This window comes from Granulicella sp. S190 (assembly GCF_009766095.1).
Taxonomy (GTDB): Bacteria; Acidobacteriota; Terriglobia; order Terriglobales; family Acidobacteriaceae; genus Edaphobacter.
In genome coordinates, this window is sequence record NZ_LMUD01000009.1 from 208,642 (window position 1) to 233,990 (window position 25,349).

Below are 25,349 nucleotides of genomic sequence, written 5' to 3' on the forward strand. Positions count from 1 at the left end.
CAACCATTGACAGCAACTTCTCAACCCTTAGCTCAGGTAATGCAGAGGAAGCAGGAACGCACTCATGGCGCAAGTTTTTGACCGCAGTTCGAACGCGCTGGCTCGATTCAGCCTTGTCTTGACGGGCGTAATCGTTATCGCGCTCGGCGTGACCCTGGACCAGCTACAGCGATCGCCGTGGGTGACGCGGCAGGGCCAGCGGCCAGACCAGCCGATACCGTTCAGCCACAAGCATCACGTCGAGGGACTTGGCCTGCAGTGCCAGTACTGCCATACGCAGGTGGAGAAGGCCGCGTATGCCGGGATTCCTCCGACCAAGACCTGCATTAACTGCCATGCGCAGATCTGGACCAACGCGGAGCTGCTGGAGCCGGTGCGACAGAGCTGGGCGACGGGTGCGTCGATTCAGTGGATCCGGGTGCATGACCTTCCGGACTACGTCTATTTCAATCACGAGATCCATGTGAACAAGGGCATCGGATGCGCGAGCTGCCATGGGCGCGTGGACGAGATGCCGTTGATGTATCAGCAGAACACGCTGCAGATGGAGTGGTGTTTGAACTGCCATCGCAACCCCGCGGTAAATCTGAGGCCGACGAGCGAGATCTACAACATGGCATGGGCCGGACCGTCGAACGACAAGCCAGTGTGGTGTACGACCACAGGGACTGGCGCGGCTGGAACCGGCCCGACGGCGCAGAATGTGAGCTGCACGACGACGAGTCCTTCGGGCAAGTCGCCTGAGGTGGCGATGTTGCAGATGAACGCAGAGGCGAACGGGCCTACGTCGAGCGATGTTCCGCCGCTGGGGATCACGATGCCTGCGAGCTACCAGAAGTTTACGAACCAGATGGATCTGGGCAAGTATCTGACTACTCAGTACCACATCCGCAATCCGGAGCAGCTATCGAGTTGCGAGACGTGCCACCGATGATGAAGACGACTGGATCGACGACGACTGGATTCAAAGCGATTGGGAATGGAACCGAAGACACGATGGCTGAGATGAAAACACCGGCAGCACAACCCGTAGTGGTCACCCAGATTTCCCCGGCGAAGATGACGCTGGCTGAGGTTCATGCCAAGTTGGACGGTAAGACGGGACGACGCTTCTGGAAGAATCTGGATGAGCTGGCGGAGACGCCGGCGTTCCATGACTTGATGAAGGAAGAGTTTCCGCGCCAGGCTGGAGCGGGCGAGTGGGTCGATGCGGTGAGCCGCCGCGGCTTCCTGAAGGTGATGGGTGCTTCCTTCGCCCTGGCTGGATTAGCCGGTTGTACGAAGCAGCCTGACGAGCCAATCTTTCCCTATATCAAGCAGCCTGAGGACCTGGTTCTCGGCAAGCCGATGTACTTTGCTACCGCGTACCCTTTTCCGACCGGTGCGATTCCTGTCCTGGTGAAGTCGGATTCGTTCCGGCCGATCAAGGTTGACGGCAATCCTGAGCATCCGATGTCGAAGGGCAAGTCGGACACGTTTACACAGGCTACCCTGTTGGATCTGTACGATCCTGACCGCTCGCAGCATGTGCTGCACCGCGGGGAGGTTTCTTCTTGGGGTGAGTTTCAGCAGGCGTTCGCGAGTGCGGCGAAGAAGACCTCAGGCGGACAGGGCATCTATTTCTTAAGCGAGACGATTACTTCGCCAACGCTGGCCACGCAGTGGAAGCAGGTGCAGGCGGCGTATCCGCAGGCGAAGCTGGTGCAGTGGGAGCCGGTGAACCAGGACTCTTCGCGCGCAGCTTCGAAGGCGGCGTTCGGCAGCTATACCGATGCGCAGTACAAGATCGAAGAGGCGGACGTCATCCTATCGCTCGATGCCGATTTCCTCGGTGGGATCGGTCATCCTGGATTCCTTCCTCTGGCTGCCGGCTATGCCGAGCGTCACCGTTACGAAGAAGGCAAGACGATGAACCGGCTGTATGTCGTCGAGACGATGCCGACTGTGACCGGATTTAAGGCGGAGCATCGGCTGGGTTTGAAGCCGAGCGAGATTGCGACCTTCGCCGTTGCGCTGGCGAATGGTGCTGCGCCGCAGGGTGCCAGCAGCGAACAGCAGAAGTTCTTCGCGGCTCTGAGCAGCGACCTGAAGAACAGCGGCGGCAAGTGCGTGGTGATTCCTGGCGAGCAGGCTTCGCCGGCAGTCCACGCGGCAGCGTATGCGCTGAACTCGTCCCTGGGTGCGGTCGGCAAGACGGTGATCTATACCGAGACGGTAAACCCGATGCCGAGCGAGCAGGTCGCCGAGATGAAGTCGCTGGTCGCCGACATCAACGCCGGCAAGGTGCAGTGGCTGGTGATGCTCGGGGTGAACCCGATCTACTCCGCTCCTGCCGATCTCGAGTTTCAAGATGCGTTTGCGAAGGTTCCGGTGACGGTGCAGCTTGCCTCGCATGTAGATGAGACGGGCGTGATCTCGAACTGGCACATCAACAAGAGCCACTACCTAGAGAGCTGGTCGGATGCGCGCGCGTATGACGGAACGATCTCCATTATTCAGCCGATGATCGATCCGATGTATGGGGGCAGGTCCTCGCATGACATGCTGCAGGCGTTGCTGGCCGATCCACAGCAGTCCGCCTATGACGTTGTGGTGGCGAACGCGAAGACTTATATCAAGGGCGATTTCGCCACTGGATGGCGCAAGGCTCTGCACGACGGCTGGGTAGAAGGAACCGCGTTTACGGCGAAGGGCGGCGGTGCAGGCAAGAGCGCTATCGCTTCCTTTCCTTCTGCACCTGCTTCGAATGGCCTGGAGATCTCGTTCCGGCCTGATCCTTCGATCTACGATGGCCGCTTCGCCAACGTCGGCTGGATGCAGGAGCTGCCCAAGCAGGTGACGAACCTGAGCTGGGATAATGCGGCGATCATGAGCATCAACACCCTGGCCGATCTGAAGCTGGATGAGTCGGACCCGGTGAAGATTACGGTCAACGGTCGCGAGGTAATTGCACCGGCGTTGATGATTCCGGGACATCCGGATGGCGTGATCACTGTTCACCTTGGCTTTGGCCGCGGTGTTCAAGCGGGCCGCGTAGGACAAGGCGTCGGCTTCGATGCTTACCAGATTCGGAACTCCGATGGAGCGCTCTTCGTCTCCGGTGCGACGGCGGTAAAGGTACCGGGAACCTATGACCTTTGCATCACGAAGGTGCATAACATCGAACATCGCGGCAGTTTTGCCCAGCACGACCTCGAAAAGCCGCTCTCTGATAAAGAGGGTGTGTACTCTCTTGCTGGCCATGAAGCGATGGAGCGGTCGATCATCCGTTATGCGACGTTGGATGAGGTGAAGAAGAATCCGAAGTTTGCCCATGAGGATGGGGCGAGCGGGACGCTGATCGATAAGGTTGGCTACTCCCCGCAGGGCGAGACCGTTCCCAAGGAGAACTCGTTCTTCCCGAATGCATGGAACTATGAGAAGCAGGACCCCTCGACGCTGAAGATTCAGAATGCGTGGGGTATGGCGATTGACCTTAATAGCTGCATCGGGTGCAATGCCTGCATCGTGAGCTGCTATGCGGAGAACAATGTTCCCGTGGTTGGCCGCGAACAGGTGAAGGTCGGACGCAATATGCAATGGCTGCGGATCGATACCTATTTTGAGGGCGATCTGCATGCTCCGAAGGCGCACTTCCAGCCGATGGCCTGCCAGCACTGCGAGAACGCGGGTTGTGAGCAGGTCTGCCCGGTGGGTGCGACGGTGCACACGCCTGAAGGCATCAACACGATGGTCTACAACCGTTGCGTGGGAACCCGCTACTGCTCGAATAACTGCCCGTACAAAGTTCGCCGGTTCAACTTCCTGCTGTACTCGGACTATGACACCGAGAGCCTGAAGTTCATGCGTAATCCTGACGTAACAGTTCGCTCGCGCGGCGTGATGGAGAAGTGCAGCTACTGCGTGCAGAGGATCGAAGCGGCCAAGATCACGGCTGATAAGGAAAATCGAGAGATTCGCGATGGCGAGATTGTGACGGCATGCCAGCAGGCCTGCCCGACCAGCGCCATCACCTTCGGCAATATCAACGACAAGGCAAGCAGGGTGGCAAAGGCCAAGGCTGAGGAGCGCGATTACCAGGTACTCGCGGATCTGGCTTTCCGTCCGCGCACAACCTACACGGCCGGAGTCATCAACCCGCATCCGGAGCTGGCATAAATGGCGACCAAAGGACCCATGCAAGACCCGATCGTCGATCCCATGATCGACCCGCGTACTGGCGAGTATGCGGTTATCGCGCCGGGCCATAACTTCAAGTCGGTGACGCAGAAGATCGCGGGCATTGTGCTTACGTCGAACACTCCGCTGGGCTGGTTCTTTGGTCTGATGGTGGGCGGCGGCGTGGCGCTGGGCGTGGTGATCGGCTGTACCTGGTTGTTTCTGAAGGGCGTCGGAATCTGGGGTGTGACGATTCCGGGAGCTTGGGGATTCGCCATCATCAACTTTGTGTGGTGGATCGGTATCGGCCATGCGGGCACGTTGATCTCGGCGATTCTGCTGCTGTTCAAGCAGACCTGGCGAAACTCGATCAACCGGTTTGCCGAGGCGATGACCATCTTTGCCGTGGTCTGCGCCGGAACGTTCCCACTGATTCACGTTGGCCGTCCATGGCTGGCGTATTGGCTGTTCCCTTACCCGAACACGATGAACGTGTGGCCGCAGTTCCGCAGTCCGCTGGCCTGGGACGTGTTCGCGGTATCGACCTACGCTTCGATCTCGATCATCTTCTGGTACATCGGCATGATTCCCGACTTCGGGACGCTGCGTGATCGCGCGACGATGCCAGCCGCGAAGTACTTTTACGGAATGCTTTCGCTGGGCTGGCGTGGTTCGACCCGTCACTGGATTCGTTATGAGTCGGCTTCCCTGCTGCTGGCCGGACTTTCGACTCCTCTCGTGCTGTCGGTGCATACGGTCATCAGCTTTGACTTTGCGGTGGCGGCGCTGGCGGGCTGGCATACGACGATCTTCCCGCCTTACTTTGTGGCTGGCGCCGTGTACTCGGGGTTTGCCATGGTGCTGACGTTGGCGATTCCGATCCGGAAGTTCTATCACATGGAGGATCTGGTCACGCTGCGGCACCTGGACAACATGGCCAAGGTGATGCTGGCAACGGGCTCGATTGTGGCGTATGGCTACGGCATGGAGGTCTTCATGGCGTGGTACTCGGCCAGCCACTGGGAGTTCTTCATGATGTGGAACCGTATGTTCGGGCCGATGGGCTGGGCGTACTGGATCCTGATCCTGACCAACATCGCTATTCCGCTGACTTCGCTGTGGTCGCGAAAGCTCCGGGTCAATGTGACGTACCTGTTTATCCTCTCGCTGATCGTGAATACGGGTATGTGGTTCGAGCGATTCGTCATCGTCGTAACGAGTCTCTATCGCGACTACTTGCCTTCCAGTTGGGGCACGTACCGGGCGACAAAATGGGACTACATGATCTACGTGGGAACGATGGGTCTGTTTACGTTCCTGTTCTTCCTGTTCGTACGCTTCCTGCCGATGATTCCGATGTCTGAGATTCGAATGATGTTGCCGCAGACCAAGGTCACACGCGGCGGAGCCGATGCTGAGACGGTTAGTAAGGAGACAGTCTAATGCCGCCGCGTGAAGGAGTTTACGGATTGCTGGCCGAGTTCAATACGCCTGGTGAGCTAGTGCAAGCGACGGAAGCGGCGCACCATGCGGGCTATCGTCGTATGGAGTGCTACACGCCTTATCCGGTGGAAGAGGCTGCGGAGGCGCTGCACTTCCACAAGACCCGTGTGCCGATGGTCTGCCTGATCGGTGGTCTGATGGGAGTGACGACTGCGTTTCTGATGGAGACCTGGATCAACGTGTGGGCTTATCCGCTGAACATCGCGGGCCGTCCGCTGTTCTCTTGGCCTGCGTTCATCATTCCGGCGTACGAGTGGACGATTCTCTTTGCGGGCTTCTCGGCGGCTCTTGGCATGATTGCGCTCAATGGCTTGCCACAGCTTTATCATCCGGTCTTCAACGCGCCTAACTTTCGTAACGGCGCGACGACTGACAAGTTCTTTTTGTGCCTCGAGGCGGTAGATCCGAAGTTCTCGCTAGGCGAGACGCGGACGTTCCTTGAGCAGTTCCCTGCGGTCTCCGTGGTGGAGGTGGATCATTAATACGCAAGTGAGATTGACATCCCGGCGTCTGGGCCTCGCCACCGCAGCGTTGTCTCTGCTGGTTGTGACGGGCTGCCGCCAGGATATGCATAACCAGCCGAAGTTCTTTCCGCAGCGCGGGACAGATTTTTATGCGGATGGCCGTTCGGTGCGCCCGCAGGTCGAGAATACGGTGGCGCGGAATCAGTTACATGAAGATACCTACTTCTATACGGGTCTGGTGAATGGAAAAGAGGGCGACGGTATGCCCTTCCCGGTGACGATGCAGGTGCTGGCGCGTGGGCAGGAGCGTTACAACGTCTACTGCACGCCATGCCACTCGCGCGTAGGAAACGGGATCGGAATGATCGTGCAGCGCGGATACTCGAAGGCAGGCAGCTTTCATTCCGCCCGGCTCGAAGCTGCGCCACTGGGACACTTCTTTCATGTGATTTCGAATGGCTACGGCTCCATGCCTGATTACTCTGCGCAGGTTGTGCCAGTGGACCGTTGGGCGATTGTCGCTTACATCAAGGCGTTGCAGCTGAGCCAGAAAGCAACGCAGGCGGATGTCGCTTCTGGTTCACACGTTGAGCCGCTGTCAAGCATCGCCGAGCGGGAGGGCCTGCCTGCCTCCTTTGCCGATGAATGGACGTTGCCACCGACGGCAGTGACCGGTACGCCTGATAACGGATTGTATGTTCTTCCGACTGCAGGATCCGGAGCAGCCGCACCGACGACTGCCACACCTTCTCGAACCAATGCAATACCTCCGGCTGCATCTGCCGGACAAACCGTACCGAAGCAGTAACCTCGGAAGCTTCCGAACGAAGGTTTGAAACGCATGTCATTTGGACACGAACATAACGGAGAAGCAGGCGGGCAACACGACCACTCCCACCATGGGCCGCGGACTCTGCCTGCGTCGTTGGCTGCGCCGGAGATCCTCTCCGCCTGGCGGATGCGCGCGCTGATCGTCTTTGCGATCGCCACGATTCTGTCGGTCTTCTTCACCTTCAGCCACGAGGGAAAGAATCATCTTCTCCGCGCCTACCTAATGGGATACATGATCTGCTTCAGCTTCGCTGGCGGTGGGCTGGTGTTATTGATGCTGCAGTATGTCAGTGGCGGTAAGTGGGGACTGCTGCTTCGCCGTCCTCTAGAGGCGATGTCGCGTACGCTTTGGCTGGTTGGGCTGATGTTCGTGCCGATCATCTTTCTCTGGAAGCACCTTTACCAGTGGGCGGCCTTTCCTACTGCGACGGCGGTGGCCCAGGCCCTCTCGAATCATGCCGTGACGCTGGAACAGGCAATGACTTTGAACGACAAGCGGACGATGCTGAACCCCGGCGCGGCAATCTTCCAGACGGCTTTTATCTTTGCGGTTCTCTGCACGTTTGCCTTCCTTCTCAACAAGTGGTCGTTGCAGCGGGATGCGGATCCTGCGCGGGGAACAGAGCCCAGCTTCGACCGTTGGCGGGTGAAGTTTGAGAACCTGAGCGGTATTGGAATTCTGATCTACGTCATCCTTCTTACCGATGGCGCGATCGTTTGGATCAAGTCGCTCGACATTACGTGGTACTCGTCGATCTGGGGACTGCAGTTCCTGGTTGGCCAGGGATACGCGGTGTTGGCGCTGAGCATTCTGACGGTGATCCTGCTGTCGCGATACGAGCCGATGAAGACGATGCTGCGAGCGACCGAACAGCACGATCTGGGCAAGCTGGCATTCGCGTTCGTGATGCTCAACATCTATCTCTGCTTCGCCGAGTTCCTGATCATCTGGTCAGGTAACGTTCCGGACGAGATTCCGTGGTATTTGAACCGAATTCATGGGGGATGGTGGTATGTCTGCTCGGCAGACTTTATCTGCCATTGGCTGATTCCCTTCTGCCTATTGCTGTCGCGTGACCTGAAGCGGAACAAGCAGAAGATGATCTGGCTGACGTGCTTCATGATTTTTGCTCGCTGCCTGGATATGTTCTGGCTGATCGAGCCGAACTTTGCGGACGCCGCCGGCAACCTACATCTCTCTGGCAACGTAGGAATTCTTGCCTACATTACGGTCCCTGCAGCGGTGATATCCCTGTGGGCGGCCTACTACATCACTCAGTTGCAAGCACGTCCTTTGATCAACGTGAACGATCCTCACGTGGAAGAGATGCTGGAGCCCGAACATGCCCACTAACGATCACGAGATGCACCAAACGCCGGGACCGCACGACGTACACACGCGCGATGCGGAGTCACCTGGCTACGAGACGACGGACGTCAACGCCGGTGGTGTGGCGGTGTTTCTGGCTGGCCTGTTCGGATTTGTCCTCGTCTTCTTTGTCTTTTGCTTTGTGATGGGTAAGGTTATCAACTCGGCTATTGAGAAGTCAGACGGGCCGACGACAAAGTGGAACAAGCTCTCAGCGTTTGCCGGTGCGGAGACGACCAACGGCAAGCGGCAGGATCTTGCGAGCAACCCTGAGATGCAGCAGAAGGAGTTTCAACAGATGACGTCGACCTTTCCGGAGCCACGTCTGGATATCGACGATGGTAACCAGGCGACGGCGGATCTCCACGCCCGGGAAGATCTGCTGCTCGACAACTACAGTGTGACGCCTGCGGAGAACGGGTCGATTCGGATTCCGATCTCGCGTGCGATGGAGCTGGTTGCGCAGCGTGGTCTGCCGGTCAACAACCAGTCGGCGACAACCACGGTGGAGATGGCTGGAGACGAGAAGCCGGTGGTTTTGGCTCCTTTGACTTCAGGATTTGCCCGGACGGGATACGAGCTTGATGTTATCGAAGCACGGCAGCAGAAGATGAGCTACGGCAAAGCCGAGGCTGCAAATCAGGCAGAGCTTGCGCCTGTGAAGTAACAAGTTTGTTCCAGCAGATTTAGCATAGAGAAGAGACGGTATGAGACACGGGCGGACAATACGGAGTGGATGGCAGACGGTGATTCTTTGCGTGCTGCTGAGCGTTCCCCTGTTTGCCCAAGTCTCAAGCTATGGCGACAAGCAGAGTGGCGATAACTCCGGCGACCAGTTGCCACAGGTGTTACAGAAGGTTGGCGTTTCACAGCATTTGAATCAGCAGCTTCCTCTTGACGCCACTTTTGTGGACGATACCGGCAAGACGGTTAAGCTGGGAGATTACTTTGGCAAGCATCCGGCTATTCTGTCGATGGTCTATTACAACTGTCCGATGCTGTGCTCTGAGGAGTTGGATGGCCTCACCGGGGCCCTGGAGATGGTCAAGCTGACACCGGGCAAAGACTTCGATGTGGTGATTGTCAGTATCGATCCGAGTGAGACGCCGGAGCTTGCGGCTGCGAAGAAAGCTTTCTACGTGAAGCGGTACGGACGGCCAGAGACAGCATCCGGCTGGCACTTCCTTACGGGTCAGCGGCCGGCGATTGATGCGGTAACGAATGCAGTCGGCTTTGGCTATGTGAAAGTTCCCGGACCTGATGGAAAGCTCACGCAGTTCGCCCACGCGAGCTCGATCGAGATCGTGACGACAGACGGCAAGCTGGCTCAGTACTACCTTGGAGTGGAGTATTCGCCGAAGGATGTACTGCTGGGGTTGATCGATGCCTCGGGCAACAAGATTGGCTCCCCGGTCGCGAACATTTTGACCTACTGCTACCACTACGATCCGCAGACGAACAAACAGTCACTGAGGATTGCTCGCGTTGTGCAATTCGGCGGAATGGTGACAGTAGCGGGATTGGGCGGATTTATGTTTTTGATGTTTCGAAGAGATGTCAACTCGGCGCGCAAACACGACCTGACTAAGAAAGAGAACGGATAAAGGGTAACGATGCATATCAGTCCAGTCCTGTGGCAATTTTTGGTGAAGTGGCTCAACGCTTCGGCGCTCTTTCCGCGCGAGGCGTCGACCATCGCTCCCTACGCTGACGCGCTCTACTTCTTCCTGCTGTTGATCACGGTAGTTGGTCTGGCGCTGGTAGGCATTTTGATCTTCGGTTTCTCGATTCGCTACCGCAAGGAGAAGCACCCCGTTGCGATCCAGGTAGAAGGTTCGACGTTGCTGGAGGCGACCTGGACGATCATTCCTCTTGCCTTGTTTCTGATTGTGTTCGTATGGGGCGCTCTGCTGTATTTCCGCATCTATAATCCGCCTACGAATGCGATGAATATTTATGTCATCGGGAAACAATGGATGTGGAAGGCCGAGCATCCAGGTGGCCAGCACGAGATTAATGCACTTCATGTGCCGACTGGCCGTCCTGTGCAATTGACGATGATCTCGCAAGACGTCTTCCACAGCTTTTCGATTCCCGACTTTCGCGTAAAGCGTGAGGTTATTCCTGGCAGATATTCCACAGTCTGGTTTCAGGCGACAACTCCGGGCACGTACCATATCTTCTGCACACAGTATTGCGGAACGAATCACTCGGCGATGATCGGTGAAGTTACCGTGCTTAGTCCGGATGACTACGACAAGTGGACACAGGAGTCGACGAGCGGCATGTCGCTAGCTCAGAATGGCGAGCGGCTGTTTGCCAGCATGGGTTGCAACGCTTGCCACTCAGGAAGCGCAGCAGCCCGTGGACCAAACCTTGCAGGTGTTTATGGCTCGAAGCTGCAGCTAACCAATGGTTCGCAAGTGCTGGTCAACGATGCTTACCTGCGGGATGCGATTCTGAATCCTTCGCAACATATTACGGCTGGATACGCTCCGATCATGCCGACCTACCAGGGACAGATCAGTGAAGACGGCCTGATTGATCTGGTCGAGTACATCAAAGCTATGCAGAGTAACTACCGTGTGCAGCAGACGCTGACCACGTCAACGTCGAATCAAGCGGCGCCGACAACGCCAGGGGTGATGAAGCCATGAGTACAACGAGTACTACCATCGTCAACTTACCCGATCAGAGAACAGCCAGGATCCCGAAGCGGAATTATCTGAATAACGAGGACGGGCTGCTTAGCTGGCTGTTTACCGGCGATCATAAGCGGATCGCGATTCTGTACCTGATTTCGATCACCTTCTTCTTCTTCATTGGAGGTGCGTTTGCGGGTCTGATTCGGCTCGAGCTGCTGACGCCTCAGGCTGATCTTGTTGCGTCGGACACCTATAACAAGTTTTTCTCGATGCACGGCATCATCATGATCTTCCTTTTTCTGGTGCCATCGGTACCAGCAACTTTAGGGAACTTCCTGATTCCGATCATGATTGGAGCGAAGGATCTCGCGTTTCCAAAGGTGAATCTGCTCAGCTGGTATCTCTACTGGATCGGCGGACTCTTTACGTTGGCCGCGTTGGTTCTGGGTGGAGTGGATACGGGCTGGACCTTTACGACTCCGCTTTCGACACATTATCTGAATACGCATGTTGTCACCGCCGCGACCGGGGTCTTCATCATCGGATTCTCGTCCATCTTCACGGGATTGAACTTCATCGTTACGCTGCATCGGATGCGTGCTCCTGGGATGACCTGGTTCCGCCTGCCGCTGTTCTGCTGGTCAAACTATGCCGCTTCGATCCTGATGGTGCTGGGCACTCCAGTGCTGGCGATCACCCTGGTGCTGGTCGCGCTGGAGCGGCTTGTGGGAATCGGAGTCTTCGATCCAACCAAAGGCGGCGATCCGTTGCTGTTCCAGCATCTCTTCTGGTTTTACTCTCACCCGGCCGTTTACATCATGATTCTTCCGGGTATGGGTGTGATCTCAGAGGTAATCAGCACGTTTAGCCGCAAGCGCGTCTTCGGTTATACCGCCGTTGCGTTCTCGTCCGTGGCGATCGCATTGTTCGGTTTCTTCGTCTGGGCTCACCATATGTTCATCATGGGCGTATCCAACTACTCCGCTCTGGTGTTTTCGCTGCTGACGATGCTTGTCGCGGTCCCTTCGGCGATCAAGATTTTCAACTGGGCGTTTACCTTGCAGAAGGGTTCGATTACGTTCGAGACTCCCATGCTTTACGCCTTCGGTTTTCTTGGGCTGTTTACGATCGGCGGCATGACCGGAGTCTTCCTGGGTGCACTGGGAATGGACATCCACCTGACGGAGACCTACTTCATCGTTGCTCACTTTCATTTTGTGATGGTGGGTGGAATGTTGATGGCGTTCCTCGCCGGGATTCACTTCTGGTGGCCGAAGATGACTGGACGGATGTATCCGGAGTCGCTCTCGAAGCTTGCCGCGGTTACGACATTCATCGGATTCAACCTGACTTTCCTGCCGCAGTTCATTCTCGGCTATCTGGGAATGCCTCGCCGGTACCATGCGTACCCGCCGGAGTTTCAGGTGCTGAATGTTCTTTCGACCGCCGGTGCGACCGTTCTGGGTATTGGCTACATGCTGCCGCTGCTTTACCTCGGTTGGTCGCTGAAGTATGGTGCGATTGCAGGCAACAACCCGTGGCAGGCTACAGGACTTGAGTGGCAGATCCAGTCGCCGCCACTGACTGAAAACTTTATTGAGACACCCATCATGGATCATGAGGCCTATGATTACGAGTGGCTCGCACACAAGACCGCACAAGAGGTGACGACCGTTGGATAATGCGATTGTAGCTACGCATCCACATACGCATGAGACCGCGGTAGCGGCAGAGCATGAGCACGTCATGCTTCCGCAGCATCGCCACCACTTCGAGACGAAGGAGCAGCAGCGGGAGGCTGCTACCTTTGGGATGTGGCTGTTCCTTCTCACCGAGATCATGTTCTTCGGCGGGCTCTTCTTCGCCTACCTGCTCTACCGCAACTGGTACCACGATGCGTTTGTCGTGTCGTCGAATCAGCTGAGTATTCCCCTTGGAGCCGCGAATACAGCGATTCTGATTACCTCTGGCTTTTGCATGGCGCTGGGAGTCTGGGCCGCTGAGGTGCAGAAGAAGGGGCTGCTTGTTCTTTTCCTCGTTCTCACGACCGTCTTCGGGGTGGCGTTTCTCGGTGTGAAGGCGGTCGAGTACCACGAGAAGTGGGAGAAGCACCATATTCCTGGAGCGCATTTCGATGTCTCCGAGTTCATCAATCCCCAGGCTTACGGTCTTAAGGAGAAGCCGCTGGCACCTGACATGGCGCAGAAGACACAGGTCTTCTTTTTCCTTTATTTCGCCATGACCGGGATGCACGCCTTTCACATGATTCTGGGAATTGGTCTCTTGTTCTGGCTTACCTGGCGCGCCCATCGAGGGGAGTTTTCCTCGGGGTATGTTGCGCCCATTGAAAACTTTGGATTGTATTGGCACTTTGTCGATATTGTCTGGTTGTTTCTTTTCCCCTTGCTTTATCTCATCAATAGACATCCCGGCTCCTAGCCGCGACCGCAAGTGCAGTTTTGGCTGGAAGGAGAAGATTATTAATGTCCGAATTTCACGATCCATCAAATGTAGTCAATCCTGAACACGCAGATCATCACATCATCAGTCCGGTCACTTATGGGATTGTTTTTCTGACGCTGCTGGTCTTCACCGGGGTTACGGTGGGAGCAGCCTATGTCGATCTGGGGATATTGAATCCAGTAGTGGCGCTGGCGATCGCAAGCTTCAAAGCGGTTGTCGTGATTCTGTTCTTCATGCACGTCAAATATCAGTCCAAGCTGATCAAGCTGACGGTTGCTGCCGGATTTTTCACCTTTCTCGTTTTGATCACGATGACACTGAGCGACTACATCAGCCGCGCATGGGGTCTCTGGTAGATTCGCAGGATTTTTCACAAGGATGCGGCCTTTGGGCCGCATTTTTGTTGCGGTCGAAGTAGGCTCGTTCCCTCCTCGTACACTCTCCTTATATGAGTCTTATGAAATCTTCACTGTCGGAGAAGCTAATTCTCTGGTCGAAAGATCCCCGCGTGGCTGTGCGGCGTGATGGGCTGCCGGATGCAAAGGGTAAGTGCGTTGTGTACTGGATGCAACGGGCGCAGAGAGGGGTCGATAATCACGCGGTTGATCTTGCCGTGAAGGTGGCTAATCTTCTTAGGCTCCCACTCGTCGTATATTTTGCCGGCATCTCTAATTTTCCTCACGCGAATCTGCGGCACTACGTCTTTTTGAATCAGGGATTGCCGGATATCGAAGTTGACCTCGCAGCACGCAATATCAGTTTTGTGATGCGGCGCGCTCCGCATGAGTCGCATGAACAGTTGCTGGCCGATGTGAATGCAGCGTTCCTGATTGGGGATGAAAATCCTATGCGTGTGCCGGAGCAGTGGCGCAGAGAGCTGGCGTCGAAGGTCAGGATTCCGTTTTGGACTGTCGATACAGATGTGGTGGTTCCATCGAAGCTGATGGAGAAGGCGCAGTATGGGGCCTATACGATTCGACCGAGGCTGTATCGCCTGCTGCCGGAGTATCTGCATCCCTTTGAAAATCTGCATGCAGATCATGCATGGAAACGGCCCAAGGGATTTTATGCCGATTCTGTCCATGAAGACATGACGCGCGACTGGAAGGACTTCGACCGTAGCGTGGCGCCAGTTGAGGCATGGAAGGGCGGAACACATGCTGCGTTGAAACGGTTGAAGGTATTTACCGGAAAGCTCCTGAGCGACTACGACACGCAGCGCAACCATCCGGAGACAGACGGTACGTCGTGCATGTCCCCTTATCTTCACTACGGACATATTGGTCCGATTACGATCGCGCTTGCGGTAGACGCTGCTGCGAAAGCTGATCCTAAGCTGCAATCTGCGCGTGACAGCTACTTCAACGAACTGATCGCGTGGAGAGAGCTGGCTATCAATTTCGTTCGCTACACGCCGAACTATGATTCAGCTGACTGTGCGGAGAACTGGGCGAAGACGACCATCGCTGAACACGCCCGCGATGAGAGGGAACATCTGTACACGCTTCGCCAACTGGAGAGCGCGCAGACTTACGACGATCTGTGGAATGCAGCCCAGACTCAGATGGTTCGATACGGCTGGATGCATAACTATCTGCGGATGTACTGGGCGAAGAAGATCCTGGAGTGGACGCCTGACGCTGCTACGGCGATGAAGCACTCGATCTATCTCAATGATAAGTACTTTCTTGATGGCCGCGATCCAAATGGATATGCGGGGATTGCGTGGGCAATTCTTGGAAAGTTCGACCGGGCATGGGGATCACGGCCCATCTTTGGCAAGATTCGACACATGTCGGGTGCTTCAACTGGGAAGAAATTCGATTCGAAAGAATATATCCGCCAGATGGTAACACTTCCCCAGCAGGGGTCGCTGATGTTTTAAGGCGGTGCTAATAGTAGGTTGGTGGATCGGGGGCACCTGCCAAACACTCATTGGTTTTTGATCTACCACTATGGTGAGATTGTGATGTTGTCATGACTGGTGATAGCTTCGATAAGCTGCACAAGTTTTTTACTGTTTACCAGTGGAAGCTTTGAAGAAGTGGCCGTAGAGCCCCGGCAAAGCTTGAGTCCCGAACGTTTCTGAGAGATCTCTCATCCCGTTCTGGCACTGTCTGTCATACCTCTCCTGTTCTAGCGTTGACTCATCCGGTGTCAGCTTGCAGCATCATTGCTAGCTGTCTTCGTATTGCGAATCGTACGCTATGGGCCTGGTCACCACTTCACATCTCGAACGTCGCGCAGGGTGGGTACGCCACAGAGCTTGCTGCTTCGTTTTTGGGATCATTCTTGTAATCGTCTTTACTGCATTCCGCCCTCTCCTGGCTCAGACTCCCTTTGAATCTTCTACAGTCATTCGGCAGGGCACAGCTCCCAAAACAATTTCCGCCTCACAGCATGCGATCCGGGCGCGTCAGTTTCTTGGTGGCCGGACGCTTGCAGGAGACGTGCCGGCCGCACAAGCTATGGCCGCTGCTCGCCAGAAGCATGTGGAGATGTTGCTGCAACAGGCGAACTCGTCTCAACAATCGAGTCTAAGTGCGCCGTGGCAGGCGATAGGGCCTGGCCAGGTTGCAAGTATCGCTTATGGCAACATAACTGGGCGCGTCACGGCAATAGCGATCGATCCAGCTGACCCGACAGGCAACACGGTTTACCTTGGGACCACCGGGGGGGGCGTATGGAAGTCAACGAACGCAGCGGGCCCATCTTCAAGTGTCACCTTTGTTCCTCTTACGGACACGTTGCCGGTCTTCAGCGCGAATGCGGGGAGCGCGGCCATTCCATCGCTCAGCATAGGTGCACTCAGCGTTCAGACAGGCGGTGGAGTGATACTGGCAGGCACTGGGGATCCTAACGACGCGGCCGACTCTTTCTATGGGGGTGGGTTATTGCGGTCGGCGGATAACGGGGTGACTTGGACGCTCATTCAAGCCTCGCAGGATGGTATTTCGGGGAGCCACTTATTTACAGGTCTGGGCTTTGCAGGTTTTGCATGGAGTACCGTGACGCCAAGCACTGTTGTTGCAGCGGTGTCGCAGGCGGCAGAGGGTGTTCTGGTCAATGCACCCGACCTGGCGAATAGCGTGATGGGACTTTATTACTCGACCGATGCCGGAGTCACCTGGCAGATGTCCACGATTATGGATGGCAGCCAGATCGTACAGACACCAGAGCCTTCAAACGGAGATCTCGGCGGAAGAGCGGCTACGGCTGTTGTGTGGAACCAGTTCCGCCAACGCTTCTACGCCGCAGTTCGCTACCACGGCTACTACGAGTCGGTGGATGGTATGACGTGGACGCGTCTAGCGAACCAGCCTGGAACCGGGCTTACTATGGCGGCCTGTCCGACGGACCCGGGTTCTACAGGTAGCAAGTCATGTCCTCTTTTTCGTGGGGCCTTGGCGGTGCAACCAAATACCGGCGATACGTTTGCTCTTTCGGTTGATGGTAATAATCTCGACCAGGGACTGTGGCAGGATGTTTGCGGCCTCGCGAACAATGTCTGCGGGAACGGCGATATCTCTTTCGGGAAGCGCCTGTCGTCGACTGCTTTGGAGACAGTTAGCGGCAGTACAGTCGTGACACAGGCAGACTACAACCTTACGCTTGCCGCAGCGCCATCGGGACCCGGCGGCTCAACTCAAGATACGATTTTGTACGCTGGTACGGTGGATCTATACCGCTGTTCTCTCGCTGCGGGATGCGTGTTTCGAAACACAACCAACGCCAACAATGGATGCCCTCCAGCTCAGGTTGCGCCGGCTCAACATGCGATCGCCACTCTAACTACGGCTTCGCAGCCATTGGTTTACCTCGGCAATGATGGTGGTCTCTGGAGATCGACGGATGGTGTGAACGAAGAGGGAATGGCGTGTTCCACTGATGACGCAACACACTTTCAGAACCTCAACGGCGGACTTGGCTCGCTTGCTGAGATCGTTAGCTTCGCGCAACATCCTTCAGACCCTGGGACGCTGCTTGCAGGACTTGGAGCGAGTGGCGCGGCTGCTACTTCGGTGGCGATTTCGAGTTCCAGCCCCTGGCCTCAACTCTCTACCGGCGAAGGTGGGACGGTCGCAATCGATCAAACGAATCCCCTCTTGTGGTACGTTTCCACCGCTGCCGGGGTGAGTATTCGTCAGTGCTCCAACGGAGCTGCCTGTACCGCTGCGGACTTTACCGGGGCGGTGACGATTGGGAGTTCTCAGACTAATGGAGACGATTCTCTGATTCATGCTCCGTGGTTGCTTGATCCTGTACTCTCCTCAAACATTCTGATCGGAACGTGTCGGGTGTGGCGTGGACCAGCGGGTAATGGGGGAGCGTGGTCCTCATCGAATGTGATCAGTACGCCTCTGGCTGGCCCTCAAAACACAACCTGCGGCAGCGCAAATCCTGTCTTGCGTTCTCTGGCTGCAGGGGGAACTATTGAGAGCTCTTCGAGTGCTCAGAACGGAGGCTCGCCGGTGCTGTATGCCGGAATGGCGGGAGCTCTTGATGGCGGCGGAGACGCGGGAGGGCACCTCTATTCCATAGAAGACGCACAAACCGCGACGGGGACAACGATCTGGAATGATCTTGCAACTTCCCCTGTTACAAATGGCCAAGGAAATGGATTTAATCCAGGCCACTTTGATCTCTCCTCCCTGGCAGCGGATCCTCATGATGCGAGTGGCGGGACAGTGTACGCCACGGTGATGGGATTTGCGGGAAATGGAGTCAACGCAGCGCATGTCTATCGCTCCGTAGATGCGGGTGCTCATTGGAGCAACATCAGCAGCAATCTTCCGGACGCTCCGGCCAACAGCGTCCTTGTGGATCCCAACGATGCAAATACGCTGTACATTGCCATGGATACAGGAGTCTATGTCACGACAGACGTAACGACATGTGCTGCTGCGAATTGCTGGAGCGTATACGGAACCAGCTTGCCGAACGCTCCTGTTGTTGGGCTTGCGGCTGCGCCCGCCATGGCTACCGGTGATGGGCGAACCGGTGAGCTGCGCGCTGCTACTTACGGCCGAGGGTTGTGGCAGATCCCTCTTGTAACGGCTGCAATCGCAGCGCAGCCCACGATCAGCCTCAACCCTACTTCGCTTACGTACTCTTCGCAATCGATAGGTACTGCGAGCGCAATACAGACTATAACGGTTACAAATACGGGTGTAGCGCCATTAACGGTTAGCCTGGTGGGGGTCAGCGGTGATTTTAACGAAATAAATAACTGCATTGGTGTTCCCATAGCGATCAACCTGACCTGTACGATCCAGGTTCGGTTTCTGCCTGCTGCAACTGGAAGCCGCACCGGTGTTCTTACCGTTTACGGGAACGTTGCGGGAGGGCAGGCCACTGCGGCACTTTCGGGCACCGGGTTACCTGCCGCTGCGATCGTACTCGATCCCGTTGTGCTCATGTTTCCGGCGACGTTGCTCAATGCAACCAGTGCGGTTCAAAATATAACGATATCTAATACAAGCGGTGCCGCCATAGCTTTGCAGGCGGTGAGCATCGCCGGTAGCAGCTTCAAAATCACGGTCGATACCTGTGGGTCAAACCTCGGTCCGGGAGTCGGATGCACGGTGGGGGTTGCGTTTACGCCCACGGCTTCGGGAGGAAGTAGCGGAACCTTAAGCGTGACCGACGATGCAGGCGTGCAGACCGCTTCGCTGAACGGAGTGGGGACCTCTCCAGCGACGGATGCCCTCTCCCCACTCTCGCTCAGCTTCGGTCCGCAGCAGATCGACACTGCGAGCGTGGCGCAGCAGGTCACTCTGTCCAATAGCGGCGATCTCCCATTGACGTTGATCGCGGCACAGATCACGAGTGGCGACTTCACTGTCGTCAACGCCTGCGGAAACTCGTTGAACCCTCACTCTACTTGCTCCATGAATGTTGCCTTTGCTCCGAAGGATGTTGGGCCACTCAGTGGAGTGATGGCTGTGTCGGATCAGTATCGAACTCAGACTATTGCATTGAATGGGATTGGCACAGCGCCACCAGGGGTGTCGCTTGCTCCTTTTTCGACGGTCTCCTTTGGGTTGGAAGGAGTTGGGGTTCAGTCGGCCTCGAAGATCGTAACGCTGACAAATAACGTTGGCACTCCACTCTCGATACAAGGGATTGCAGTTACGGGAGACTTCGTGATTCTTCCGAATGGCAGCACCTGCGGCACAACCGTTGCGGCCGATTCGGCGTGTGTGTTGCAGGTTGCCTTCGTGCCCACGGTGGGCGGATCCAGATCCGGCTCACTGACGGTGACAGATAGCGCTGGCAACTCTCCGCAAATTCTTTCGCTCACTGGGACGGGTGTCGACTTCACGCTTGCCACGAACGGCATCAATAGCGTCAGCATCACCAATGGGCAAAACGCGGTATATCCGCTACTTCTTAGCTCTGCGGCCAATGTTCCCGGGACGGTATTGTTTACCTGTACCGGCATGCCAGTGAATTCGACCTGCAACGTTACACCTTCTAGTGTCTCGCTTGGCAGTACGACTACTATCTCCGTGACTGTTTTGACAGGTGTCTCTTCGGCTTCTCCTTCTGCGCGTTCGTTGTATGGGACTACCGCGCTTTGGATTGGAGCCCTGTGCCCTTTAGGGTTGCTTGTGCGGCGGCGGTCGTCGCGGAGTTCGAGTATCGTCGGTGCTATTGTTCTCTGCTTCCTGCTGGCCGCAAGCGGTTGTGGTGCGGGGCGCGAGATTCCGTTAGATGGGTCGAATCCGGGCTCCCCGTCAGGGCCGGTAACAACGGCAGGAACCTATACGATTGTGGCTTCTGCAACGAGTGCGGGGCTTACGCGAAGTGTCAATCTGACGCTGATCGTTCAGTAGTTTGTGGCAGAAGGTAGTGAAGTCTTTTATGCAGATTGTCCTGCGCTCACTCCCGAGGCCCAGGCCCATTGAAAGTTGTACCCCCCCAGCCAGCCGGTGACATCGACGACCTCGCCGATGAAGTACAGGCCCGGTACCCTGCGGCTTTGCATGGTCTTTGCGTCCAGTTCTGCTGTGTCCACGCCCCCTGCGGTCACCTCAGCCTTTGCATAGCCTTCGGTACCAGCCGGCAGAATACGCCATTCGTGAAGGCGCCGCTCCATCGCTGCGAGAGAGGCGTTGGTCCAGTCAGCAGGTTCATGGATCGCAACCCATCGCTCCGCCATGCGAGTAGGCAAGACTGCGCGTAGAGCGTTGACCGCAGCGGGTATATCCCGGCGTGCGTTGAGTGCCAGCAAAGGTGCCAGCATCTTTGAGTCAGGCGCGAGATCTATGACTACGGGTTCGCCGGGATGCCAGTAGGAGGATGCCTGCAGCGTGGCTGGACCGCTCAACCCGCGATGGGTCACCAGCATCTTTTCGCGAAAACGACCGCGCCGCGACTTTTCTCCTGCGGTGGCTACTACCTCGGCGGAGACACCTGCCAGGTCGCACCATTGTTCGCGGTCTTCCGCGCTGAAGACGAGGGGGACGAGGCCCGGTCGGCATTCGATGATGTTTAGGCCGAACTGTTCTGCCAGGGTGTACCCCAGGGGGGTGGCGCCCATCTTCGGGATGGAGAGGCCCCCGGTGGCTACGACGACAGACTCGGATTGGAATACTGTGTCTGCTGTCTCGATACGGAAGTGCTGCTCGTTGCGGGTGACGGAGATGGCTTTTGCGCCAAGGATGGTGCGGACGCCCGCGTCTGCGGCTTCGCGCTCCAGCATGGAGACGATGTCGAGGGCGGAGCGGTCGCAGAAGAGCTGGCCGAGAGTCTTTTCGTGGTAGCGGATGCCGTGCCGCTCGACCATGGCGATCATGTCGGAGGGAGTGAAGCGGGCCAGGGCTGATTTCGCGAAGTGAGGGTTTTCCGAGAGGAAGTTTTCTGCGCGGCAGTGGATGTTGGTGAAGTTGCAGCGGCCCCCGCCGGAGATGAGGATCTTTTTCCCGGCGCGTTCGGCGTGATCGAGCAGGACTACGCGACGCCCCCGCTTGCCTGCTTCGATGGCACACATCAATCCGGCTGCGCCTGCGCCGAGGACTACGACATTAACCTTTTGGACTTGCGGTTTCGTTGTCATGCTCTTTGCGGAGAAGCTTGCTGGCTCGTCTTTCGTTTTTTGGCCTGCCCGGGTGTGCTTACCCCACCCGGCAGATGAGGCACTTGAGGTAGCTGGTTTCGGGGAGGGTGAGGATGGCGGGGTGGTCGGGGGCGGCACCCCGGGTCTCGAGCAGCTGGACGCGGCGGCTTGCGTCGGTGGCGGCGGCGGAGACGACCTCGGTGAACTCCTGCAGGGGGACGTGGTGGGAGCAGGAGCAGGTGATGAGGGTTCCGCCGGGACGGAGCATCTTCATGGCGCGGAGGTTGAGCTCCTTGTAGCCGCGCATGGCGCCTTCGGCGGCACGCTTGGACTTGGCGAAGGCGGGTGGGTCGAGGACGATGGTGTCGTACTGATGGCCGGTGGCTTCGTACTCGCGGAGGAGCTCGAAGGCATCGGCTTCGATCCACTCGATCTTGGCGGGGAGGTCGGGGTTGAGCTCACGGTTGCGGTCGGCTACTTCGAGGGCGCTGCGGCTGGCGTCGACGCCGGTGACCTGGCGGCAGTTCTGGGCCATGTGGAGGGCGAATCCGCCTTGATAGGTGCAGATGTCTAGCGCGGAGCCGGTTGCGTACCGGGCTGCGGCGGCGTAGTTGAGGCGCTGGTCGAGGAAGGCTCCCGTCTTCTGGCCGGAGCCGGCGTCGAAGTGAAGACGAAGGCCGTTGATGGTGAAGATGGTGGTGAGTTGTGGTGCTTCGGTGGTGGTTGGGTGCAGTGGACCGGGGCGGGGGTGGGCTAGTTGTTCGAGTTCCCGGATTTTTGGGTCGGGGCGCTCCCAGAGGGTGATGCCCCCGGTGTCGGGGCGCAGGCGTTGGCTGAGGACTTCGGTGAGGAGGTGGCGGACGTCGTCCTGGGCGGTGCCCTGGGTGAGGAGCTGGAGGATGACGAGGTCGTTGTAGCGGTCGGCGACGATGCCGGGGAGGTTGTCGGCTTCGGAGAAGATGAGGCGGCAGGAGTCGTCTTCCATCGATTCGGGCGATACGTCATCGCGGAGCGCGAGGGCGGCAATGACTCTTTCGCGAAGCTGTTCGAGGTAGGCGGGGCGGCTCAGCGCGGCTTCGTTCGAGATGATTCGGACTGCGATCTGCGAGGCGGAGCTATAGAGGCCGGTGCCGAGGGGAATGCCTCGGCTGTCCATGACGGTGATGAGGGAGCCGGGCTGGATCTCTGTGGTACCGAGAGGCGGGACGAGGGACTCTACGTCGGAGCGATAGACCCAGAGGTGGCCGGCTCGCAGGCGGTCGGCGGCGCGGCGGGTGATCGCTGCGGCTGGTCCGAATGGCTGGGCGGCGACGACACGCGGAGCCCGATCTTCTACTTTTCTAAGCATCCTTCCATGGTCGCATAGCGTTTATGCTGACTGGACCCCCTCCCCCCTCCCCCCGTGGGGTATTTTGCGGGGAAGTTATTTAGAATCATCAGCCTGGCGGGGTGGTGTCTTTGCAAGATATTGATTCTGCTCGGTTTACCTGCAAAATATTACCAATAAAGGGGTTACAGGGTAATAAGGAAGCCCAAGCTTGTCGGGGCCTTTTTCTCCCTTCATGAAGTATAGCGGTTGGAGGATAACTCATACGCCACGCGAATGGGCTGGATTGACGCGGTGTTCTGCGTTGTTGGGACTTGACTGGTTTGGGGAGGTTCCTGTGATTAGAAAATTGATGCTTCTAAAACCTGTTTTGGGATGTCCAACTATGCGGTGCGGGTGACGGCTACGAGGCTGATGTCGTCGTTCTGTCCGAAGAGTTGGGCCGCGTCGGCGAGGGCTTTGACGGGGGCGGAGCTTCGCAGGAGTTCGGCGACGCGGTCGAAGCCGAATAACTGGCCGTGCGCGTCGGTGGCTTCGAGGATGCCGTCGGAGATGACGACTAGTTTTTCGCTGGAGGTTAGCTGGAAGTGCATCACGGAGAAATCTGCTCCGTCGATGATGCCGAGCGGGAGTGCGCCTTGCATGTCGAGTGGTTTGCCGTTGAGATAGGGCGGAAGATGGCCGGCGTTGGCGAGGGTGGCGGAGCCGTTGGCGGCGATGCGGAGGGCCAGGCAGGTGGCCTGGGCGGAGCGGCGGCCAAGCAGACGACGGTTGAGCGCCTGGAGGAGGAAGAGGGGATCGGGGTTGAGCTCGGCTGTGCTGCGGATGGCGCCGACCAGTAGCGCGACAAGCATGCCCGCCTGGAGGCCCTTGCCGGTGACGTCTCCGGCGACGATTAACACGCTTCCGTCGGTGGGGTGAGGGATGAGCTGAAAGAAGTCACCACCAACTTCGCGGGCCGGGCGGTACTCAGTTTCGATGGCGAGGCCGGGGAAGGTGAAGTGGGATTCGGGCAGGATGACCTGCTGGATCTCGGCGGCCTGCTTGATGTCGAGAGCCCGCTCGCGCTGGACGCGGAGGGAGACGAACATACGGCGCAGGAGGAGGATGAAGATTGCAAACACCAGCAGAAAGTTGGCCTCGGTGCCAGGAGTGATCTGCATCCCAAACGTAAACCAGTTGCTCAGGATATGCAGCACCCTCAGTTCAGTCTGAAACCTTGAGATTCCCAACAGAACGATGGCGGGCACGGCGAGCCAACCCTCGCGGCCTTGCTGGCGGATGCCCAGGACGACGATGAGCAGCAGCAGCGCTAGAAAGGCCAGACGGACGCAGGCGGAGAGGAGGTGGAATTTGACCGCGACCGGATGCGAGACCAGGCCGAAGATGAGCTCACCGCCCAGCAGATCGCCCACCATGTAGAGCAAGGTGAAGACGATGACAGTCTTCGGCAGCCAGGCGGGCCGCTTGAGTTGGAACCAGACCCACCAGACCATCACCCAGACGGCGAGAATGAGCGGGACGAACACAGCTTCCAGCAGGATGTTCTGCGTCTGGCCACTGATGAGATAGCTCCAGACGCCGGTTACGAGCACAATGTAATCCGCAGCCTGGAGCAGGAAGGCGGCCGCGATCCAGTAGTAGACCTTGTCGGAACGGTCGAAGAGGGTGAGGCTGAACGCCAGTACGGTCAGTAGGAGGAATAGGAGCGACTGGAAGGCTCCCAGGGCATACGTGCGAATGAGGCCCAGCCAGCCGACCTGGTAGCCGGCGGCTACGGCACCAGCCTGGCCCAGCTGCGGAGCGTCGTGGAAGCCTCCGGAATCGGCTTGGTCGAGTGGGGTGGATGGTTCCATCCAGAGGCGGAAGGCGAGAACCTGGGTGCCGTCCGGGTCATGGCTCAGTACGGAGGACGAAAGAGGAAAGTGAGTTGGGCGGCTGCTATAGGTGACGGGATGGCTGGCGGAGAAGTCCCCGAAGCTGCCCAGCAGAGACCCGTTGGCGAAGACCTGGAAGGCATCGTCTACGTCGGTGGGGCCAGCGAGGGAGAGCTTCTCACCGAGCGGCGCGTTGACCTTGACCCTGATGCGGTACCAGGCGTAGCCGGAGTAGCCGGGATGGCCTTTGGCCGTCCAGCCGGGGACGTAGCCGGAGATGCCTGCGATGGGATCGAAGGAGCCTGCGGGCGGGGTGAGGTCGACGGTCTCCCAATGGGAGTCGTCGAAGCTGGGCTCGGCCCAGAGGGGCTGGTGCGTGGCGGGGTCGATGGGCGAGTCGCCGATAGTGAACTTCCACGGGCCGTTGAGCGGGTAGACCGACTGTCCGAGGGTGATTTGCGCGATGCCGTCGTCCGCAAGGAGGGCTGGCTGGACGCGCACAGAGGAAGAGTGCGTGGCATCCGCTTGCTGCGGTTCAGGTTTGGGGGTCTGAGCGACGGAGGCAAGGCTGAAAAGAGACAGCAGCAGGACAGAAAAAGACTTCACTACATTCCGATCGTGCACGTTCGGGTCACCAATTGGATGGGATT

General features: G+C 57.6%; 17 protein-coding genes. 14 read left to right on the plus strand and 3 right to left on the minus strand.

Translation table 11 applies throughout. The annotated features are described in order from the left end of the window. Positions 1-64 precede the first annotated feature (64 nt). The 14 genes from GSQ94_RS04755 (at position 65) to GSQ94_RS04820 (ending at position 20,272) form a co-directional block, all read left to right on the plus strand. Positions 65-934 (plus strand): cytochrome c3 family protein, encoded by an 870-nt coding sequence (locus GSQ94_RS04755; RefSeq protein WP_158942165.1) that lies wholly within the window; start codon positions 65-67, stop codon positions 932-934. Continuing rightward, positions 931-4,158, plus strand: a complete 3,228-nt coding sequence (locus GSQ94_RS04760; RefSeq protein WP_158942166.1) for a TAT-variant-translocated molybdopterin oxidoreductase — start codon at positions 931-933, stop codon at positions 4,156-4,158. Before GSQ94_RS04755 ends, GSQ94_RS04760 begins: the two co-directional genes overlap by 4 nt. Then, positions 4,159-5,601 (plus strand): NrfD/PsrC family molybdoenzyme membrane anchor subunit, encoded by a 1,443-nt coding sequence (gene nrfD, locus GSQ94_RS04765; protein WP_158942167.1) that lies wholly within the window; start codon positions 4,159-4,161, stop codon positions 5,599-5,601. It begins immediately after the preceding gene. After that, on the plus strand, positions 5,601-6,143 hold the full coding sequence (locus GSQ94_RS04770; protein ID WP_158942168.1) for a DUF3341 domain-containing protein: 543 nt from the start codon (positions 5,601-5,603) through the stop codon (positions 6,141-6,143). The genes nrfD and GSQ94_RS04770 overlap by 1 nt, the downstream gene beginning before the upstream one ends. Positions 6,144-6,150: 7 nt before the next feature. Then, positions 6,151-6,933 carry a cytochrome c gene (locus tag GSQ94_RS04775; protein WP_254063655.1) on the plus strand — a complete coding sequence of 261 codons (783 nt, stop codon included), beginning with the start codon at positions 6,151-6,153 and terminating at the stop codon, positions 6,931-6,933. Positions 6,934-6,966: 33 nt separating this feature from the next. Beyond that, positions 6,967-8,310: a hypothetical protein gene (locus GSQ94_RS04780; protein ID WP_158942169.1), complete on the plus strand. Its 1,344-nt coding sequence runs from the start codon at positions 6,967-6,969 to the stop codon at positions 8,308-8,310. Beyond that, the gene (locus GSQ94_RS04785) at positions 8,300-8,992 is read left to right on the plus strand and encodes a hypothetical protein (protein WP_158942170.1); all 693 of its coding nucleotides are present in this window, start codon (positions 8,300-8,302) and stop codon (positions 8,990-8,992) included. The genes GSQ94_RS04780 and GSQ94_RS04785 overlap by 11 nt, the downstream gene beginning before the upstream one ends. 40 nt (positions 8,993-9,032) lie before the next feature. After that, complete coding sequence (locus tag GSQ94_RS04790; RefSeq protein ID WP_158942171.1) at positions 9,033-9,929, plus strand: SCO family protein; 897 nt, start codon at positions 9,033-9,035, stop codon at positions 9,927-9,929. Between the two features lie 9 nt (positions 9,930-9,938). Continuing rightward, complete coding sequence (gene coxB, locus GSQ94_RS04795; RefSeq protein WP_158942172.1) at positions 9,939-10,982, plus strand: cytochrome c oxidase subunit II; 1,044 nt, start codon at positions 9,939-9,941, stop codon at positions 10,980-10,982. Next, entirely contained in the window at positions 10,979-12,652 is a 1,674-nt protein-coding gene (locus GSQ94_RS04800; RefSeq protein ID WP_158942173.1) for a cbb3-type cytochrome c oxidase subunit I, read from the plus strand. Before coxB ends, GSQ94_RS04800 begins: the two co-directional genes overlap by 4 nt. After that, entirely contained in the window at positions 12,645-13,409 is a 765-nt protein-coding gene (locus GSQ94_RS04805; RefSeq protein ID WP_158942174.1) for a cytochrome c oxidase subunit 3, read from the plus strand. Before GSQ94_RS04800 ends, GSQ94_RS04805 begins: the two co-directional genes overlap by 8 nt. Positions 13,410-13,453: 44 nt before the next feature. Beyond that, positions 13,454-13,789 carry a cytochrome C oxidase subunit IV family protein gene (locus GSQ94_RS04810; protein WP_158942175.1) on the plus strand — a complete coding sequence of 112 codons (336 nt, stop codon included), beginning with the start codon at positions 13,454-13,456 and terminating at the stop codon, positions 13,787-13,789. A gap of 101 nt (positions 13,790-13,890) precedes the next feature. Beyond that, complete coding sequence (locus GSQ94_RS04815; RefSeq protein ID WP_371417441.1) at positions 13,891-15,318, plus strand: deoxyribodipyrimidine photo-lyase; 1,428 nt, start codon at positions 13,891-13,893, stop codon at positions 15,316-15,318. Between the two features lie 565 nt (positions 15,319-15,883). Then, on the plus strand, positions 15,884-20,272 hold the full coding sequence (locus GSQ94_RS04820; protein ID WP_254063656.1) for a choice-of-anchor D domain-containing protein: 4,389 nt from the start codon (positions 15,884-15,886) through the stop codon (positions 20,270-20,272). Positions 20,273-20,298: 26 nt separating this feature from the next. Here GSQ94_RS04820 and GSQ94_RS04825 read toward each other — a convergent pair whose 3' ends face one another. The 3 genes from GSQ94_RS04825 to GSQ94_RS04835 form a co-directional block, all read right to left on the minus strand. Further along, on the minus strand, positions 20,299-21,495 hold the full coding sequence (locus tag GSQ94_RS04825) for an NAD(P)/FAD-dependent oxidoreductase (RefSeq protein WP_158942178.1): 1,197 nt from the start codon (positions 21,493-21,495) through the stop codon (positions 20,299-20,301). Between the two features lie 58 nt (positions 21,496-21,553). Beyond that, entirely contained in the window at positions 21,554-22,843 is a 1,290-nt protein-coding gene (locus tag GSQ94_RS04830; RefSeq protein WP_158942179.1) for a class I SAM-dependent rRNA methyltransferase, read from the minus strand. 362 nt (positions 22,844-23,205) lie between these two features. Then, positions 23,206-25,305 carry a PP2C family protein-serine/threonine phosphatase gene (locus GSQ94_RS04835; protein ID WP_158942180.1) on the minus strand — a complete coding sequence of 700 codons (2,100 nt, stop codon included), beginning with the start codon at positions 25,303-25,305 and terminating at the stop codon, positions 23,206-23,208. Positions 25,306-25,349 lie beyond the last annotated feature (44 nt).